Consider the following 18,793-nt stretch of genomic DNA (forward strand, 5'->3'; position numbering starts at 1 on the left):
AAGAAATTTTTATTTTAATTTTTTTAAAGAACTTTTTTAATTAATTTACAACCTGTTATTATCTGTTTTTTAGCTTGATTTTAAAAGATTTATTCAGTAGATAGTGCGTTGCCAGAGTTTTTAATAGTACAAGCAAGCTCTGTCTAGTGTCTCTTTAAAAAGAAAGATTTAGGAGATGCTTAACTTTAAAAAAATAATGATAAATTAAAACTCTCAGATAATTAGATTGTGTATTATTTTGGAATATTACCCTCTTGAGTAATATCATCTTAAACAACTCATATTTGGATAATTATGCTCATAAAACTCATAAAGCTTAAGAAGCTTATGGGTAATTATTCGTACCTTGACATTGCTGTTTAATTTCAGGAGTTCGGATATGCATACTCTCACCCTTAAAGTTTCAAAGCTTACCAAAAACTTGCCATTGCGCCACATTCTTGTAGTGCCATTTATACTGCAAATTTCCTTAGCCGTGGGGCTTACTGGGTGGCTATCAATACACAATGGGCAACGGGCAGTTAATGAAGTTGCAATCCAACTCCGAAATGAAATCACGGCTCGAATTCAGCAGTATTTGCAAATATATGTTGAAACGCCTCATAAAATAAATCAACTCAATGCTAATGCCATTCAACTAGGTGAAGTTAATATTCAAAATTTATCAACATTAGAGCAACACCTTTGGTATCAATTGCAGACCTTTGACACAGTGACAGCAGTGTATATTGGGTCACAATATGGCGAACACGTTGCAGTTCAAAGGGCGGATGATGGACAGTTTCAGGTGAAACTTTCAGGCAAGTCCACTGGGAATGAAATTCGGATTTATGCCGCAGATAAACCTGGACATTACACTCAACTTTTAAGATCCAAACCTAATTACGATCCGCGGACTCGCCCTTGGTATGAATTGGCAGTAAAGTCTGGGGCAGCTAACTGGGGTGGAATTTATAAATTGTTTGCCACACCCAAATATGTGCTAAATGCCAGCTTACCCATTTACGATCGAGGCGGAAATCTGCTAGGTGTTACTGCTGTCGATTTCTCACTGACTGGAATTAGTCAATATCTGCGGAGTCTCAAAATCGGGCGAACGGGTGAAACTTTTATTGTAGAACGCCGTACAGGATTGCTGGTTGGGAGTTCTGCTGGGCAACAACCCTACGTAATTGCAAATCCGACAGTCCCAATGATAGATCAGAACCCGGTGCGAGTTCAGGCGATCGCAAGTAATGATATTTTGACGCGACGTACTGCTGAATATTTGCAGCAACGCTTTGGAGACTTAACCCAGATTACTGAAAAACAACAACTAGATTTTGACATTGAGGGTAAACGGCAATTCTTACAGATTGTGCCGATGAAGAATCAGCAGGGATTGGACTGGTTAATCGTTGTGGTTGTTCCAGAAACGGATTTCATGGATCAAATCAATGCCAATACTCGTTCAACAATTTTGCTTTGTCTAGTTGCCTTTGCACTTGCAACTGGATTGGGCATTTTTACTGCTCACTGGATTACACAGCCAATTCTCCAACTAGGAAGTACAGCCAAAGCGATCGCCTCGGGAAACTTAAATCAAAGGGTTTCTGTGAACAGTACAACCGAGCTAAACTCTTTGGCGGAGTCTTTTAATCTGATGGCGCATCAGTTACGTGAATCCTTTTTAGCCTTAGCACAAACCAACGAGGAATTAGAAAGCCGAGTCACGCAACGCACCAGAGAACTTGGGGAGAAAAATGCTCAACTTCAGAAAGAAATTAGCGTTAGCGAAGCTGCCCAAAGGGGTCGCAAAAAAGTAGAAGCAGCACTAAAAACATCCGAAGCAGAACTCCGATTAATGTTCGCTGCTATGACTGATATGGTAGTGGTTTTTGATGCGGAAGGCCGTTACCAAAAGTATGTGCAAACGAAGTATGTGCTAACACAATCCTTTGCTTATAAACCTGATATAGATCGCATTGGCAAAAAAGTTGATGAAGTTTTACCAAAAGAAATCGCCAATTTAATACTCGATGCTATTCAGCAAGCACTGCATCTGAAAGAAGAACCCAGAAACCCTGATGGCAGTCGCAAGAATGTTTTTGTTGAATACCATTTAGTGAACAAAAATCGAGAAACTTGGTTTTTAGCTAGTGTTTCGCCATTATCTGACAATACAGTACTTTGGGTTGCTCGTGATATCACCAAACAGAAAAAAACCGAAGCTGCGCTCAAGAAAGCCAAAGAAACCGCAGATGCTGCCAACCTCGCCAAAAGCCAGTTTCTCTCCAACATGAGCCACGAACTGCGAACTCCTCTCAACATCATCCTTGGCTTTACCCAACTACTGCTCCGAAATCGATCGCTCAACTCGCAACAGGAAGAATATCTGGACACAATCAACCGCAGTGGTGAAGACTTACTCACCTTAATCAATGATGTGTTGGAAATGTCCAAAATTGAAGCAGGTCGAGTTATCCTCAACGAAACAAATTTTGACCTCTATGGGCTTCTGGATCGACTCCAGCAGATGTTTGCATTGAAAGCCAGATCGAGAGGGTTGCAACTCATTTTAGAGCGATCGCCTTTAATTCCCCAATATATCTGCGCTGATGAAAGTAAATTGCGCCAAGTTTTGGTTAATCTATTAGGAAACGCAATTAAGTTTACCAAAATCGGTCAAGTAACTTTGCGGGTAGACACCCTGAACCAAAACATTACCCTAGATGAACCCGTCACCCTGAACTTCAGCGTCGAAGATACAGGTTGCGGCATTGCTGACTCCGACTTTAATCGTCTATTTGAGCCATTTGTGCAAACAGAGGCGGGACAAAAAGCTCAGGAAGGCACTGGACTTGGATTACCTATCAGCCAGCGATTTGTGCGGCTCATGGGTGGAGATATAAGAGTGAATAGCACACTAGGAAAAGGTTCAACTTTTACCTTTGATATCCGAACTCGTGCAGTAATTATGGATACCTTGCCAACGCCTGCACAGAATCGGCAAGTTATCGGTTTAGAAAAGGGACAACCCAGCTATCGCATTCTGATTGTTGAGGATAAATTAGAAAATCGGCAGCTTTTGGTTGAGTTATTAACCCCCATTGGCTTTGAAGTGCGCGAGGCGGTAAATGGTCAAGCTGCGATCGAGCTTTGGCAAAGCTGGTCGCCCAACCTCATCTGGATGGATCTGCGGATGCCAATCATGAATGGATTTGAGGCGACTAAACATATTAAAGCAGCCAGCCCACAAGCCCCAGTGATTATTGCCTTGACCGGAAGTGCATTTGAGGAAGACCGTGTAACAGCAATGTCCGTAGGCTTTGATGACTTTGTGCGTAAGCCATTTCGGACGACTGTAATTTTTGAAAAAATGGCTGAATATTTGGGTGTTCGTTATGTTTATGCTGATGAACTGGAAAATCAAGAAAAAGCATCTTGGTCTTCAAATGCTTCATCATTCACACCTAATTTATTAACAGTTGCAGATTTAAGCGTAATGCCCAGCGACTGGATCGGGCAACTGCATCAAGCAGCACTCCGAATAAATGCAAAGGAAATTTTTATGCTAATTCAGCAAATTCCTGAACATCACGATCATCTAATTAAGACGCTAACCAATCTCGTAGACTGCTTCTGCTTTGAACAAATTATTACATTAGGTAAGGACTACCAAAAAAAAATAAATGACCCAAAAAACTTGCGTTGACTTGAAAAGTTATAAGAATCCGGTTTGATTTGGAGAATATATACGTAGGATGTGTTAGCGACAGCGTAACGCATCAAATCCCTGATCGTAGTGCGTTACGAACAGAATTCATCTCTGTTTTCTGGCTCCTGACTCTGAATTCTGTTTGATAAATAATTGAAAATTAAAAAAGATTTACGCATAAAGATTCTCAAAGATAATAAGTGTAAAACTTACTACTAACGCTGCCAATTATAGATTAATCGCCCATGACGATCGCGCACAAGTTCCCATTCTCCATGACGATATGGTTGTCCGTGATAATTTATAGAGCGATAGCGTCGTCTGTAATAATGTCGTCGATTGCGCTGGCGTTGATAATAATATCGTCCAGTCCGTTGCCGTCTATGATAACGTCGTCGATTCCATCGGTGAGCTAACAAAAGCTCTTCACTTTGTCCAACTAATTTCGTCTGTGCGTCAAGACTCTGTTCATTTAGCACATGATTGAGAGTAGTATCCTTAGCTTCAGCCAAAGCAGGCGGATAACTGAAGGCTAATAGCAGGAACACAATTGAGGATAGCTTTTTGAAACGGTTCAAGTTTTTGCTTTTCCTAAACTATTGGTAGTCATTTTATTTAATACCTAAGTTAAACAACTATATAGTTCAGAATTCACAAACTTGAGTAACGCAAAAGTAATGAAAGTACTTTTAGGTGCGTAAGTGGGAAAATTTATAACAACGATTTAATTTTAATAAGGAATTACTTATCCAAAAAATCTAAGGGATTGCTCATATTTTCGGCAAAACCCAGAATATTGCGATCGCAATGTTCGTAAATTAATTTACCTTGAGAATCAAATAAAAAAGTTCCTCCCCGTTGTGTCAAATGAGATGAATCTGGTACATAAGTATTCCAGTTGCTCAAAACTTCGGTCATGTTTCTCAGGCGCAGGGTTGCTAGTTCAAACGGACGCTGAAAGCCTTTTCCTCCAGCAGCTTTAAAAAATGAACCTTTCATTGGTGGTAAAGGTGTACCCCTGACAACTTCCTCATCAGCAATTAATTGAGGAGCTTTTTTATCACCTTTATAACCCCGAAAAACTTCCTTCAGAGTTCCTGGGCTACCAATCCCAGCACACATTAGCATTAAATTCAACCAAGCTTTTTGCGACGTTGATAGCATTGGGAATTGTATAGATAGACCGCGATAAAGTCCTAATAAAGTGTGAATTTCGGCTATTGTATCCACAAACAACCATTCTTGAGGAAACCCCGTATATTCACAAAACTTGACACCAGAATTGCGGTTTCCAATTCCAATCGCGCGAATTGTGATTCCTCTTGCTTCGATCTTTTCTTTTTCTCTTTGCAGCCACCAAGAGTATTCTAAATTATCAAAATCTCCCAACTGCGACCAAATAAGTACGAGCAACTGTGAACTATTCGACCAACCATCTAAAACAGGTTTAATCTCTCCATCACTAACTCGCAAGCGTTGAGTTTGACTCAAAATCGAGTAAATATTTGGAGAATTGCAGCGTGTTTGAGTATTCATTATTCTCTATTTCCAATTCCCTATCTATTGTAAGAATATCAGAGCTAGAACCTAACAATTTAACTCCCCAAATTTCGGACTCCACTACCCTTTTGAGTACTGAAATAAGCTACATCTTTATGTTTAGTATCCTTACGTACTTGTATATCAGAAGATCGCAACATTTTCTTACTCTGCCCCTCTTTTATATAACTGTATTCTTGCTGAGTTGTTCCAGTAGCGGGCATAACCATAAAATTTAATCACTATTGAAGGAATTTGCACCGTCGTTCTTTGGTATAAAGCCTGTTCAGTTCTAAAACCCTATTATTATGTCGAGTACTTTACTGATACTGGATTCATCAACCCTTTGAACACTACGAGCAGATGAACATCGCAGAACTAGCGGTTAAAGCAAGGAAACTGTGTTAAAAAATACATAGTCTTATATTTACCAGCTTTTAGCTGTTCTTTATTTGTGCTAAAGTACACATTGCAACCTCGAAACAGTCTGTATTCTGTTTTAGGAGCATCGTTTGCCTTTAAGATGTACTCTTGTTCCTCGGGCGTGAGTAGATACCGTCTTAAATACCAAGTGGTGAGAAAAGGATAGCTTTCTGCTCATGGAGATAGAAAGGATCTTTTTTATCTAAATTTTTTGTTATTTCTATCTATGGAAGAAACAGTCCACGACAACTTTTTCAAGAACTTTACTGTAGTCACAGCAACTATATCCGCAGCAGATTATCTTCCTGAAACATCAGGTATTTATGCCTTGTATCATGCATTTGATTTTTTAGAAAATAAATTATCTGACCATATAGATACTCGTATGAAAAATACGGTATTTAAAACAAAATTTTCTGAGAAAGATAATAGAAGTAAGTTCATTGTCGATACTTGTGGAGAGTCCGTTGGTTTGTCTCAACAAATGAATCAATTTATCAAAGCTGTTTCTCAGCCTAAAGAACGAAGAATATTAAAAAATCTTTTAATTTCATGTAGCATTCTCCAACGCCCAGATTACATTGGTACTGCAAGCAACTTAAGAAATAGATTCATTCAGCATTTAGAGCGAGATGATGGGTTTTTCTCAAAGTACGCAAACTTGAGACTCAATGATGAATTCTTATTCATTTGTTTTCCTTGCCCAAAAAATATTTCTAGAGAATTGGAAAGCCTGTTAATTCAACTATGTCAGCCTAAATTTAATACACAGAGGAGCTAGAAAATGGAATTAGATAATCAGTCTCCAGAGACGATTGAATATAAGGCAATCAGTGGTAAGTTTGGTGATGTTAGGTACTTTGTAACAACACTCGATCAAAGTGATGCAGTTGAAAATATTAGATTTGCTGATGAAATTCAAGGCAGTTGGAGTTTTTCTGAACGAGTTCAGAGGAAACTAGATGAAAACAGAGCGAATACAGAAATATTTTCTTACTTAGCACAAGGTGGAATTCGCTTTTTTAATTCAATTGTCGTCGTACTTTTACCCAACTCGAATGACCAAAGAGAGTTTTGGGATTTCTCTACAGTTAGTAGCGACGGAAAACCTATTGAAAAATGGGTCAATTTAAAATTATATAAGAATGTCGCTAGAATTGTAATTGATGGTCAACATAGACTTCTTTCGCTAAGGAGATATTGGAATGCCCATACTGGAAAAGAGCCTTTAAATCCCCAACAAATAAATGAAAATTTCAATTGCTCAGAAACCTTTGATATACCAGTCGTTTATCTAGTCTTTCGCGATCTTGGCAAGGTTGGTCATGCAGACTCAAGCGAAACTGTAAGAGATGAGATAATTAAAGCAACTCGCAATATCTTTACAGTTATAAACAAGACTGCTAAATCAATCGATAAACAAACTCAACTATTGCTTGATGACAGTAAAATATCAGCATTGATTCCTAGAAAGCTTTTAGAGGAAGGAGTGCTTGAAGATAGATTCGTTAAATGGTCTTCCAAGTCAAGGAATTTGACTCAATCAGAACCTTACCTAACGACTCTAGATTTGGTTAGCCAATGTACTATTGAACTATTGAAAGATTATCAGAAGCAAGCTTTAAAGAAATCATTTAATTCATTAACAGAACGTGATACAGCTTTAGCAAACTATTATGAGTCTCATCCTAAACTTCCTGTAATAGGCACAAAAGCATTGCTTAAGTGGTTTTTTACTGAACTTCAACCATTCAAGGATTGGGTATCACAGCTTAACTACGTAGGTATTAATATCCCTATTCAACCTGAACAATCTCGATTAAGTGCAGTTCAAAAAACAAGTATAAAAGAATTACGAGATTCTAATATTCTGTATACTATACTAGGACAAAAAATTCTATTTTCTGCTGTTGCAAGGTTCCTCCTTAAGATAAGAATAGAGTATCGTATTCCAACGATTCTTGATGCCGTATCGCTTAGTATTACTAAAATGGATAAAGATGGCTTTTTCTGCCGAAATGCACCCCATTGGTTTAATGTTCTAGTGCGGCCAAATGAAAAACTAACCATGATTACTACAGGAACTGGAACTGAGAAATGTATAGAACTTGTCAAAATGATATTGTTGGATTCGTCTGATGGCGTGAGAGATTTGATAAAACGTACTAAAGATGATGTCAGTAACGAGATCAACTGGAATGAAGCTTCGATTTCAACTTGGAGAAAAGAGTTTCATGTAATATTACCTGAAGTTGATTTTATTGATGAGCAGATAAAGGAATCTTCTGAATCAGATGACTCATTTGCTGAAGTTAGAGATTTTCTTGACTCTTCTGAAGAGGACGAAGAGGAATCTGATGAAATTGAAGATGATGAGGATATTTTTAAAGAAACTGAAGAAGTAAAAGACTAAATTGAATGACCTGCAACACTAATAGCTAAAATCAGTTAGGTTTTGATATTTCCCCAAACTTCGGACTCCACCACCCTTTTTGTGTGCTGAAATAAGCTACATCTTTATGTTTAGTATCCTTACGGGCTTTTGGATCGCAACATCGCAACATTTTCTTACTCTGTCCCTCTTTGATATAACTGTACTCCTCTAGAGGTTTCTTACATACTGGGCAGGGATACTCTGTTATTTTCACGGGAGGCTTTTGTTGATTCTCAGCCTCAACTGCTTTAGTTCGTGGTGGCTGCCAAGTTTTATTAAAGTCGCTCCAAAATAGCACGATATCACAGCCTTTTGTGCATTTAAGAAAATATTTCTTTTTAACTTTAGTACTGGGAATTTTGGCAAGAAAACTTTTGCATTCAGGACATCGCGTTTTAGAAGTTTCATATTTGCGCTCAGATATCACATTAGCTTTACCTTTTGGAGAACTCGCAACTACAGTTTTAGCTTTGGTGAGTGCTGGGACAAAGTAATTCTGATTCCAACTAGTTAAATAATGTTGCCAAGAATTCTTTCCTTCGGAAATGGCATCAAGGGCATCTTCCATTTTTGCTGTAAATTCCGCCTCTAGTAAATCCGGCAGTGCTTTGAGCAAAAACGCATCAACTTCTAACCCTAACGCTGTCGGTTGCAGATGGTCTTTTTTCAATTCAACATAATTGCGTTTTTTTAGGGTAGCAACAGTAGGTGCATAAGTACTTGGGCGACCAATTCCTTTACGTTCCATCAGTTGCACTAATTTGGGTTCGCTATAACGTGGTGGTGGTTGAGTTTGCTTCTTCTCATGTCCAGCATTCTCCAGTTTTAATGCTTGTCCCTGTTGTAATGAAGGTAAAACACTATCCTTGCTGAGATTGTTCCAGTACCGTGCATAACCGTAAAATTCAATCACTTGCCCTCTAGCTGACCACAATAAAGAACCAGATTGAGTAATCACCAAAGTTTTACGCAATTGGGCAGCCTTACATTGAGAGGCAATTGACCGTTTCCAGATCATTACATACAAATTAAATTCATCATCAGGAAGTTCTAAGCGCAACTGAGCCGAGGGACGAAACACATCCGTGGGGCGAATCGCTTCATGTGCTTCTTGAGCCGATTTGCTACTACGATGTTTGGCGACTTGCAACGGTACATTCGGCGGGTCATTTTGCTCTAACCATTTACGGGCGCTGGCACAAAATTCTGGACTCAGCATTACTGAATCTGTTCGCATATATGTAATCAGCCCAGCCTCATAAAGCTTTTGAGCAACAACCATAGTTTTATCGGGAGCAAACCTCAGCTTTGAACCGGCTGCTTGCTGAAGGCTGGAGGTTGTAAATGGTGGCGGTGGCTGACGATTAACGATTTTTCCTTCAAAATGAATCACCTGATGAGGATGTCGCTTTGCTTCTTCAACTAAACGTGTTGCCTCTGCTTCGGAAAGAACACGCTTAGACTCTGGTGTTTCTGTACTATTTCCTACCTTTGCATCATCGTGAGTTTCCGTTTCTTGCTCTGCTGCATCTTTTGCAGAATCGACTGTCCCTTTATAAAAAGCCCGGAATCCTTCAGCATAATCTACCCAAACACTCCAGTAATCTTGGGGGACAAAAGCCAGAATTTCGTTTTCTCGCTGACAAATTAAGTGCAATGTCGCGCTTTGGACTCTGCCGACACTTTTAGCGCCGTTATTCAACGCCCAAACTAAAGGACTACCCTTGTAACCTACCAACTTATCTAAACAATCTCGGCACAACCCAGCACCGATTAAGTTTTGGTCTAGCTTTCTGGGATTAGCGATCGCACTCTGCACCGCCGATGCTGTAATCTCAGTATAAATTACTCGTTTCGGTTCCCTTAAACCCAGTGTTTCTTTGAGATGCCAAGCGATTGTCTCACCTTCCCGGTCTGGGTCAGTTGCTAAGACAACTTCATCAACCTGCCTCACCGCAGACTTGAGTTTCTGAATTGTTTCTTTCGCTCGTTGGTCGCGCGGGATGTAGTTGCACCGGACATTACTACCATCCATGACAAAGCCCAAGGAATCGTCCCCTTCATTGCTGAGTTCTCGAATATGACCACAACTAGCGAGAACTTTCCAATCTGAACCCAGAATTTGACTGAGTTTTTTGACTTTTCCGGGAGACTCGACCACAAGCAGGCGTTTGATCATAGCAACTGCATTCTTGATTCTGAGTAATAAACTGGCAATTACAATTAGCGATCGCACAGCTAACGCCAAGGGCGATCGCCTTTCTTTATTATCTGGATTTTTGAGAATACTGTACCAAAAAGCTTTGGCAATTGCTGAACTCTAAAGTGAATTACCTAAAAGTTGATACAAATACCTTGGTAGTTTAGCACAGCCATCTGTGCTAAACTACCAAGAATCTCTTCACCGTTTAAAAACTCTTCGTTAATTAGCGACACTTTGCTGCAACTGCTTCGCTTCCATCGCCTCTGGTGTCCTAAAGCCAACTCGTAGGTGTTTAGGCCCGTGAAACACAATATTATGTGTCCATTCAACTGTGTTATCTATCAAATGAAGGTTGGGTAAACGGTTTAGCAGGACATTGAAGGCTATCTGTGCCTCAGCCCGCGCTAGTGCTGAACCAATGCAGAAATGGATACCACTACCGAACCCACAATGCCTGTAGTTCTCACGTTGTATATCTAGAACCTCTGGATTTTGAAATTGTGCGGGATCTCTATTGGCAGAACCAAGCATCAGCCCCACGCTATCCCCGCGCCGAATTAGGCGATCGCCAATTTCGATATCTGCGTAAGCCCAGCGCGTCACCAGTTGGACGGGGTTATCATAACGTAACAGTTCTTCAACTGCCGTCGGGATGCGTTCAGGATGGGCACGCAACATCTTAAGAGCATCTGGGTTACGTAACAAAGCTAGCGTCCCCTTGCTAATTAGATTTACCGTTGTTTCATGACCTGCTGTTAGCAGATGTATGCACATAGAAAGAACTTCGTCGTCACTAAGTTTATCGCCCTCATTTTGGGCTTTGACCAAATCCGTAATCAAATCTTGGCGCGGATGTTTGTGTCGTTGTGCAATGACCTGCTTAAAATAGTCTATCAATTCTTGAGTTGCTTGCTCTGCCCGTGCATAGGCTTCTGGTGTTGTTTTCAGACGCGAACTACTAGCTTCTAACAAAGCTACCGACCACTGTCTAAACAATGGGCGATCTTCTGGATCGACACCTAACAAAGCGGCGATTACCATGACAGGTAAAGGGAAAGCAAACTCCTCTACCAAGTCCATTTCTCCAAGGTTTTGGACTTTATCGAGTAAATTGTCTGTAATCGCCAAGATAGCCGGACGGACGTTTTCGATCACCCTTGGAGCGAAAACCTTATTAACCAGCAAACGCAGCCGTGTATGGTCTGGGGGATCTCGAAAGACCATCCAATTGCTAACCATTGAGCGAAATCCCTTATAAGCTGGAGGTACAAGTGCGCCTTCACCGCCTTCTCGCGCTTTATGGGACTCACGGCCAAATCTAGTGTCTTCAAGGACTTGCATCACATCTTGATAACGGAAGATGTACCAAGCTCCTGGTAGTTGGGGATTGGAGGAAATTCCCCAATGAACAGGATCTTCTTCTCGATAATGACGGTAGACCGTATAGGGATCTGCGATAACTTCAGGCAAAAATGGATTGAATCTTTCAATCATATAAAAGTCCTAGTGTTGTTTAACTCAAAAATGGCGTAAATTACTCATGTAATCGTTTACGATTGGCTACTTGTGCCAATTCGTAATTCGTAATCAAAGGTTGCTCTGCGCTGAGGTAGTGGGGAATGGAAAATAAATTTTTTTAACAACCACCTTTACTGCCTTCAATAATGCTGCATGGCGATTTAGTGGGTATGATGTTGGTAAGTTGAAAGCCTGCTTTAGTAAAAAGATTTTCAAACTCATCTATAGTTCGTATACTTGTAGCAGAATTAGTTACCAGCATTTGTAAATCTAAGAACGTAGCAAAAGATGGCTCAGAATTAGAGTAAACTACTGGGTCAATCACAAGTAGTTTTCCATCTTTAGGCATGGCTTGGTAACAGTTTTTCAGAATCTGAATTGCGCGATCGTCACCCCAATTGTGAATCATTTGTTTGAGAATATAGGCATTCCCCCCAGTGGGTACTGACTCAAAAAAGTCTCCGATAACTATTTTATATCTTCCCAGCAGTTCTTTTACCTGCAAATTATGTTCTTCTTTGAAACGTTCTACCGCAGATAGTAAATCGAATAAAATACCACTTATGTTAGAATTTGCTTTTAAGACAGTAGGTAATAGAGTCTTATATCCGCCACCAATGTCAACTAAATAAGAAAAGGAGGAGAAATCATAAGCTTCTAAGACAGCATTATTAATGATTGCCGAATATCTATTCAGTCCTGCTTTAAAGTTATTGCTAACTCCAGGATTCTGAGCAAAATACTCCCTAACATTCATACCAAACTTATCTTCAAAGCCAGAAATTCCTGTCTTCACTGCATTGAACATATTTCCCCAAGATTGCCAAAGCCAATCTTCACCTTCCAAAAGTGCCACGGAACGCATTGAATCAGGGGTATCTGTCTGAAGATATTTTGCCAGTGATGTCAATTCAAAGTAGGAATTATCAATCTCGGCAAAGATACCATGACTTGTTAGGGCACGTAGTAATCTATATAAAGACTGGGCATCAACTTCTATATCCTTAGCTAAATCGTCGCTGCTTTTTGCACCATCTTTGAGTAAATCTGCAATACCCAGTTTTGCTGCTACGTAAATTGCTTGAGTTAGGTAATGACCGTTCAACATTTGCATCAGTATTGCTGAAGGCGGTGTACCATCTTTTTGATTATCGATATTGGTTTGAACAATAGCTGTTGATAACATAATTATTTATCCTAAAACCAATTTTTGAATGAATTGTGTCTGGAAAGTTTTGAGAAAATGTACCTGTCTTTTAGCAGAAAAATAATGCTTTTTTTGACTCAACAACTCAGAAGTTCCGTAACTCATGCAATAACACTGCTTCGATAAGTCTTAATAGGCACTAGTAGTCTGCCAACCCAAAAATGCTAGGTGGAGGTTGGGTAAAGGGAAAAGGGTAAAGGATAAAAAACCTTTTCCCTTTCACCCTTCCCCTTTACCCCGCCAAGTTGCCTTGGCGTACTACTAGTTTGAGTGGATACTTTAGTGTCGCTAGCATCTGCCTCATCTGTTCATTTCCCTGATGCTGCACCTGCGCTACAGAAGGTCTGAACTCAAGACGGCTAACGTAATCTGTTAGCATAGGTAGGTGCTGGTAGTTATAAACCATACGTAGATAGGCCAAAATCGGGGCTGCTGCACAGTCTGCTAAGGAAAACTGTTCGCCCGCTAGCCAACTACGCCCCTGAAGCCGTGCATCTAGCAAATTGCAAGCTGTTTCCAATAGCCGCTTTGCTTTCAGAACCTCCTTATTGCCTCGCTCCTCAACCGGACGCTGGGTATCCGCAAACAGCGCCTCACGTCCCAAATTGATATACACATCCAGAACCCGCTCCAAGAAACGGACTTCTAAAGCCAGATTTGAGTCATCAGGAATGAGACGGGGTTGGTTTTTAGAGTACTCGTCAAGGTATTCAATAATGATGCAAGCTTCAAAAAAAGCTTGTCCAGAGTCCGTAATCAGCGTTGGAATTTTAGCAAAAGGGTTAATTTGCATATATTGTTCGCGCGATCGCGGATCGAAAAGATTGACTTGAATGGGTGTAAAATCAATATTCTTCTCGTATAGGGCGATGAGGACTCGCTGTGAGTAGGATGAAGCAGGGGCATAGTAAAGCTTCATATTAGTATTATGATGCTCGTTGAGCCACAATAACAGAAATAAAAGAACGTGTCGGGACAACTTTTGTAATTTTGAAACCAGATTTTTCTAAAAGCCGGCGATGTTGTTCTATTGTCCGCTCTCGACTATTATTAATAACCATCATATTGACATCAAGATTTAGCTTTGCCCGTCGTAGTGGATCGTCCTCCAGAATAACCGGCTCCATGAGTAGCAACTGGGTTTCTGGTTTCATATTTTGGTAAATAGTTTTATATATTTGAACCACTTTATCGTCAGGCCAGTTATGAATAACACCTTTCAAGATATATGCATCAACATCCGTCGGCACTGAATTAAAGAAATCACCAATTTGCAATTTAATTCGGCTCGCCAACGGATCGTACTGCCACTCTTCTTTTACTTCTTCAATGAGAACAGCAGCCGTCTCAAATAGAATACCTTGCACTGAAGGATAACGCTGGATAATTTGTTTCAACAAATTTCCTTGTCCACCACCAATATCAGCCAAGGTATGATAAATAGAGAAGTTGTAATCAGAAGCCACAGCTTGATCAAGGGGGATACTAATAGAATTCATGCCCCGGTTAAAAATATCGGCAGAATTTGGATGTGCCTCATGGTATTCATATAAGGACATTTTGTAAGTAGAGGTAAAGGCATTCTCCCCAGTTTTTACAGTGTGCAGTAAATGACTCCAAGCAGTGTAAGGTTCTTCATTGTATAAGGCAACAACATTCTGCATAGATTGAGGATGATTGCTGACTAAAAACTCAGAAACTTTATTTAAGGTGTATCTGCCAAAACGATCTTGCCCAAAAATTCCCAATTCATGCAGATAGCGTAAGACTCTATCTAATGGCTCTACCTGAACATTGAGTTCAGCCGCCAAACTTTCAATATTCTTGGGAGCATCGACCAAATAATCTGCTACTTTTAATTTGGCAACTACATACAAGCATTGAGACTGTTCATATACACTAGCCATTTCAAGCAAGCGTACATCAGGTGGGGTTTGAGACTCTAAAAATTTAGTTAACTTATTAGCAATCCAGGTACCAAACTTAAATTCAAACCAAGAAGGTAGTTTAATTGAACTTGATTTGATTGCTTTAGAAGCAAAAGTTTTTTGGTTTTGTTGAGAAAGCTGTGTTGTCATTTTGTATTATTCTCAGATTTAATTGAGGTTTATTTATGAGATTATAATTTCAACAAAAACTAGGCAAAAAGATTGTGTTACTAAAATCTGATTTATCCAAAATATTTTGTTTTTGTAACACAATCATCAAAACAATAGCTGTTTTCGCAAAACTATTGACTATACAGCGCCAAAACTGACACCTAACTGTTTTAGCCATTTACGGTAGATCACAGAGGAGCGATCGCTTGCCACATGAAACTCGCTTTCCAAGTTCAACGGTAAACGTCGTGGTCGTTGAGACTCTACAATTGCAACATCTTGATAAATAATTACATTTGCTAATTCATTAATCTCGGTTTCTGGGACTTGATGAGCATGATTTAGAAAGATCCATCTCCATGCAATAGACTCCTCCTCATCTACTGGAGTGACTGTAAAGAAAACAGCCATCCGGTGATTGTCTGAACCGCTACTGCGTAGGCAAACAGTCAAAGGACGAAAGATCCAGTAGTCTGCAATCACAGATGTTTCCTGTTTTGTCTCAATATCAAACTGCCAGACATTAACTTCACTGACGTTGATACCTTCTGAATGCACCTCTACTTTATAGTCCCCATCCATAACTGCACGTTCAGCTTTGGTCAAACTTCCCCCATGCACGTATGGTATGTGGCTAAAATCAAAGAAGTTTTCTACCGCACGCAGACCACTAGCTTGATAGCGGACTGGGCCAAAGAAAAACCGCCGATAGCTAGTGTCTTCCCACTCTGGAAGAGGAGGTAAATCTCTTTGTGGTGTTCCGAGACACACCCATATCATTCCATAACGCTCTTGAGTGTGGAATGTTTTTACACAACCGCGTGAAAGTTTTGATGGTGGCTGATTTGGATGAGCCGGAACATGTACGCATTCTCCAGAATCGTTAAAGGCAAAACCGTGATAAGGGCAAAAGAGGTTATTATCCTTAACCCACCCTTGAGCAAAGCTGGCTCCCCGGTGTGGACATCGGTCTTCCCAAGCCAAAGCTTGGTCGCCAGAGCGCCACAACACTAAATCTTCTCCTAGTAGCCGAACTGTCAAAATTTTGCCTGTTTCCAAGTCTTGCGATCGCGCTACTACATGCCAGTCGTTTTGGAGGGTGATATCGTTTACCATCTTGATTAAGCTCCTAATAATACTTAAAAGGGAATTGGGAATGGGGAATTGGTGGGGATTTAGAACCATACCTAAATGCTCGTTCTAAGGAACGGGGCTTCAAACCCAGGGGTTTTCTCTCTTAGAAGGGAACAGGTAATTTTCAATTAATAATTTTTAATTTCGAGAAGCGACTTGGCTCGCTTACTGGATTTTAGTAGTTGAAAGCGGCGATAAAATTGACTTTGAATTAACTTGAGCTTGTCTTAAACTGTACAGAACAATAAAACAACCTGCGAGGGTAAAGACACTAATTAGCCTTAAACCGACAGTTGCAGCTATCTCCATCCAGAACAGACCCCCAGAATAACCCCTGGCGGTGACAAGAAAGCTTTGTGTCAGACCAAACACTGCTGCAAAAATTTGGATAGTATAACCGCTATAGGCACTAACAACAAAAAGCCAAAATGCCAGTTCAGCACGCCGCTTTGTAAACTGAGCGTAGGGAATGGTCAGACCTATGCATATAAGGAATATTCCTAGCATCAGACCAAGGGTGTGAGCGGAAAGTCCTCCTCGTGGGTTGGCGTACAGAGGGATGAATATGGGCGCGATACATCCCAAAACAAAGACAAAGAAACCGTGCCAAAGAAAACTAAGCCTATACTCTTCACTCTCATACTGGTTTAAGAGAGTCTTTGATATCTGTTGCGAAGCAAAGTCATTAACTATATCAACTGTTTCAACTTTCATGATTGTCTCAACTTTTTTACTTAGAATGTTTATGGGCTGAATTTTCGAGTAGGAGTTATCTTTATGCACTAATCCAGGGAGTGTACTCATACCAATCCGCGTTCTAAACCGTAATGATCACTCTGGGTTCGGGACAAAATCTGTGGTGTGTCTTTTTAAGGTTGAAGATTTAAGTCTGGCTCAAACCGTACCTCCAAGAATGGTTGAGGATAGTTTAGAAGTAGCCCCGCACGCGGTCAATGAGAACAGTTGGGTCTTCAGGTAAAACATCCCCTCTCCAAGCTACGTGGCCATCAGGTCGCACTAGAACATAGGCGCGCTCGTAGAGATTAGCAATTTCAGGGTTAACAATCTGGTGAATTCTTAAAGGCATACCTCTTTGCTGGCAGTTTTTCTCGAAAGTTTCAACCCCTTGTTCCCCCTGAAAGCACAACAGCACAAACCCATATCCGAAAAGATCCAGAGTAGATTTACCAGGCTCTAACCATGTATGCGGTGCCCGTGAGCCGGGGTAGCTGCTTTGAGTCCACTGCTGGGGATGGTCACTGGGGGCCTTACCGTCACAGAAGATGGCATCTGATTTGTAACGGAACCCGAAGTGAATTCCTGGGGCTTCAAACTCACGCCTAATGTCACCACGCTCCATACCCTCAGAGATTTTTTGTCGGCACTGCTGACCTTCAGGAGAATCACTCAAGATTTCTGGCGGTAGAGTGCGGCTGAGAGTACGCTGGAGGTTGAGGTTTGACTCTTCCAAGTTTCGCATTGCGATGGGACGGCGTTCACTTTCATAAGTATCAAGCAGGTTAGGCCCCGCCCAGCCATTGATGGTGGCAGCAAGTTTCCAACCAAGGTCTACTGCATCACATATACCAGTATTCATTCCTAAACCCCCAGAAGGCGAGAGTGTGTGAGCAGAGTCGCCGACAAAGAAAATATTTCCATACCGGAAACGTTTAGCGACTCGGTGAGTGAGATGCCATGAAATACTGGAAAGAATTTCTATCGGTGTATCAATGGCGATCGCTTCTTTAACTGCTTCATAAGGGTCACGCAATTCGCCATTTTCCCCTGGAACTGCTGTTAGGCGATACAAACCCTTGCCGTCAATGGTACGGAGTGGATAACGCAATGTCTTTGGGTTAAGCAGATAAAAAACCAACGCTTTGCTCGACCCAAGTTGATTTGGTAGTTCTGGTGCTTTAAAGAGAATGTTTTGAAAAATGCGTGTGGGGTGAAACGAAGGAGCGTCAATGCCACATAACTTGCGTATGGGACTACGAGCTCCATCACAAGCTACCATATATCGAGCATGAATTACTTCTGTGTGTCTGTTATCAACATCTGTGACTTGAGCAACGATACCATCATTTACCTGCTCGAACTTTTCTAGGCGACAACACAGACGCACTGAACCCTCTGGATATGTGCCCAGGTTACGCACAAGCAATGGAAGAAGCCAGTGCTGAGGGCATGGATGTTCGGGTTCAGGTGTATGAACAGGCAGAGGTCTTTCGGCACAAGAAGGAAAGGAGAGTCGATGTATTTCATAACCACCAACAGCTGTCACCCATGCAATATCCAGGGGGTGTTTTTCAGGCCAGCCAGCATCACGTATTTGTTGGGCGATACCCCAACGGCGGAATATTTCCATCGAACGTGGGCCAACAGTCCCTACTTTTGGGTGAGTAATTACCCCATTAGATTCTTCCACAAGTATGCAATCGATGCCCTGGTAACGCAGTTCAAGCGCCATCGCTAAACCTACAGGGCCACCGCCGATAATAAGGACATCTGTTTTAAGAGCAGTGTTATTCATATACTT

The 18,793-nt window shown here is 40.9% G+C and carries 14 protein-coding genes and 1 pseudogene; 5 read left to right on the plus strand and 10 right to left on the minus strand.

Annotated features, from left to right (window positions below):
- Positions 1–379 precede the first annotated feature (379 nt).
- Complete coding sequence (locus RMZ41_RS13265) at positions 380–3,694, plus strand: ATP-binding protein (protein ID WP_322641817.1); 3,315 nt, start codon at positions 380–382, stop codon at positions 3,692–3,694.
- A 218-nt stretch (positions 3,695–3,912) separates the two neighbouring features.
- Here RMZ41_RS13265 and RMZ41_RS13270 read toward each other — a convergent pair whose 3' ends face one another.
- Complete coding sequence (locus tag RMZ41_RS13270) at positions 3,913–4,275, minus strand: hypothetical protein (protein ID WP_322641816.1); 363 nt, start codon at positions 4,273–4,275, stop codon at positions 3,913–3,915.
- A 163-nt stretch (positions 4,276–4,438) separates the two neighbouring features.
- Positions 4,439–5,233 carry a peroxiredoxin-like family protein gene (locus tag RMZ41_RS13275; RefSeq protein WP_322641815.1) on the minus strand — a complete coding sequence of 265 codons (795 nt, stop codon included), beginning with the start codon at positions 5,231–5,233 and terminating at the stop codon, positions 4,439–4,441.
- A gap of 247 nt (positions 5,234–5,480) precedes the next feature.
- On the opposite strand from RMZ41_RS13275, the pseudogene RMZ41_RS13280 reads away from it, so the two are divergent.
- The 3 genes and pseudogenes from RMZ41_RS13280 to RMZ41_RS13290 all read left to right on the plus strand — a co-directional run.
- A pseudogene (locus RMZ41_RS13280) lies at positions 5,481–5,644 on the plus strand (phosphoribosyltransferase); the annotation flags it as partial.
- Between the two features lie 241 nt (positions 5,645–5,885).
- Positions 5,886–6,440, plus strand: a complete 555-nt coding sequence (locus RMZ41_RS13285; RefSeq protein WP_322641814.1) for a GIY-YIG nuclease family protein — start codon at positions 5,886–5,888, stop codon at positions 6,438–6,440.
- A gap of 3 nt (positions 6,441–6,443) precedes the next feature.
- Positions 6,444–8,072, plus strand: a complete 1,629-nt coding sequence (locus RMZ41_RS13290; RefSeq protein WP_322641813.1) for a DNA sulfur modification protein DndB — start codon at positions 6,444–6,446, stop codon at positions 8,070–8,072.
- 31 nt (positions 8,073–8,103) lie between these two features.
- Here the strand turns inward: RMZ41_RS13290 and topA are convergent, their stop codons facing one another.
- Positions 8,104–10,272: a type I DNA topoisomerase gene (topA, locus tag RMZ41_RS13295; RefSeq protein WP_322641812.1), complete on the minus strand. Its 2,169-nt coding sequence runs from the start codon at positions 10,270–10,272 to the stop codon at positions 8,104–8,106.
- Between topA and RMZ41_RS13300 the strand changes: the two genes are divergently transcribed.
- Positions 10,265–10,417 (plus strand): hypothetical protein, encoded by a 153-nt coding sequence (locus tag RMZ41_RS13300; RefSeq protein ID WP_322641811.1) that lies wholly within the window; start codon positions 10,265–10,267, stop codon positions 10,415–10,417. The genes topA and RMZ41_RS13300 overlap by 8 nt on opposite strands.
- A 98-nt stretch (positions 10,418–10,515) precedes the next feature.
- On the opposite strand, the gene RMZ41_RS13305 is transcribed toward RMZ41_RS13300, so the two are convergent.
- The 7 genes from RMZ41_RS13305 to RMZ41_RS13335 form a co-directional block, all read right to left on the minus strand.
- Positions 10,516–11,790, minus strand: a complete 1,275-nt coding sequence (locus tag RMZ41_RS13305; RefSeq protein WP_322641810.1) for a cytochrome P450 — start codon at positions 11,788–11,790, stop codon at positions 10,516–10,518.
- Between the two features lie 142 nt (positions 11,791–11,932).
- Positions 11,933–13,000, minus strand: coding sequence for a methyltransferase (locus tag RMZ41_RS13310; protein ID WP_322641809.1), 1,068 nt, complete (start codon positions 12,998–13,000; stop codon positions 11,933–11,935).
- 253 nt (positions 13,001–13,253) lie between these two features.
- Positions 13,254–13,940, minus strand: coding sequence for a glutathione S-transferase family protein (locus RMZ41_RS13315; RefSeq protein ID WP_322641808.1), 687 nt, complete (start codon positions 13,938–13,940; stop codon positions 13,254–13,256).
- A 7-nt stretch (positions 13,941–13,947) separates the two neighbouring features.
- Positions 13,948–15,099: a methyltransferase gene (locus RMZ41_RS13320; RefSeq protein WP_322641807.1), complete on the minus strand. Its 1,152-nt coding sequence runs from the start codon at positions 15,097–15,099 to the stop codon at positions 13,948–13,950.
- A 159-nt stretch (positions 15,100–15,258) separates the two neighbouring features.
- The gene (locus RMZ41_RS13325; RefSeq protein WP_322641806.1) at positions 15,259–16,236 is read right to left on the minus strand and encodes an aromatic ring-hydroxylating dioxygenase subunit alpha; all 978 of its coding nucleotides are present in this window, start codon (positions 16,234–16,236) and stop codon (positions 15,259–15,261) included.
- Between the two features lie 183 nt (positions 16,237–16,419).
- A complete protein-coding gene (locus RMZ41_RS13330; RefSeq protein WP_322641805.1) occupies positions 16,420–17,058 on the minus strand; it encodes a hypothetical protein in 639 nt (212 codons plus the stop codon).
- 124 nt (positions 17,059–17,182) lie between these two features.
- The gene (locus RMZ41_RS13335; protein WP_322641804.1) at positions 17,183–18,787 is read right to left on the minus strand and encodes an FAD-dependent monooxygenase; all 1,605 of its coding nucleotides are present in this window, start codon (positions 18,785–18,787) and stop codon (positions 17,183–17,185) included.
- Positions 18,788–18,793 lie beyond the last annotated feature (6 nt).

Source organism: Nostoc sp. DedVER02, from assembly GCF_034530675.2.
Classification (GTDB): domain Bacteria; phylum Cyanobacteriota; class Cyanobacteriia; order Cyanobacteriales; family Nostocaceae; genus Nostoc.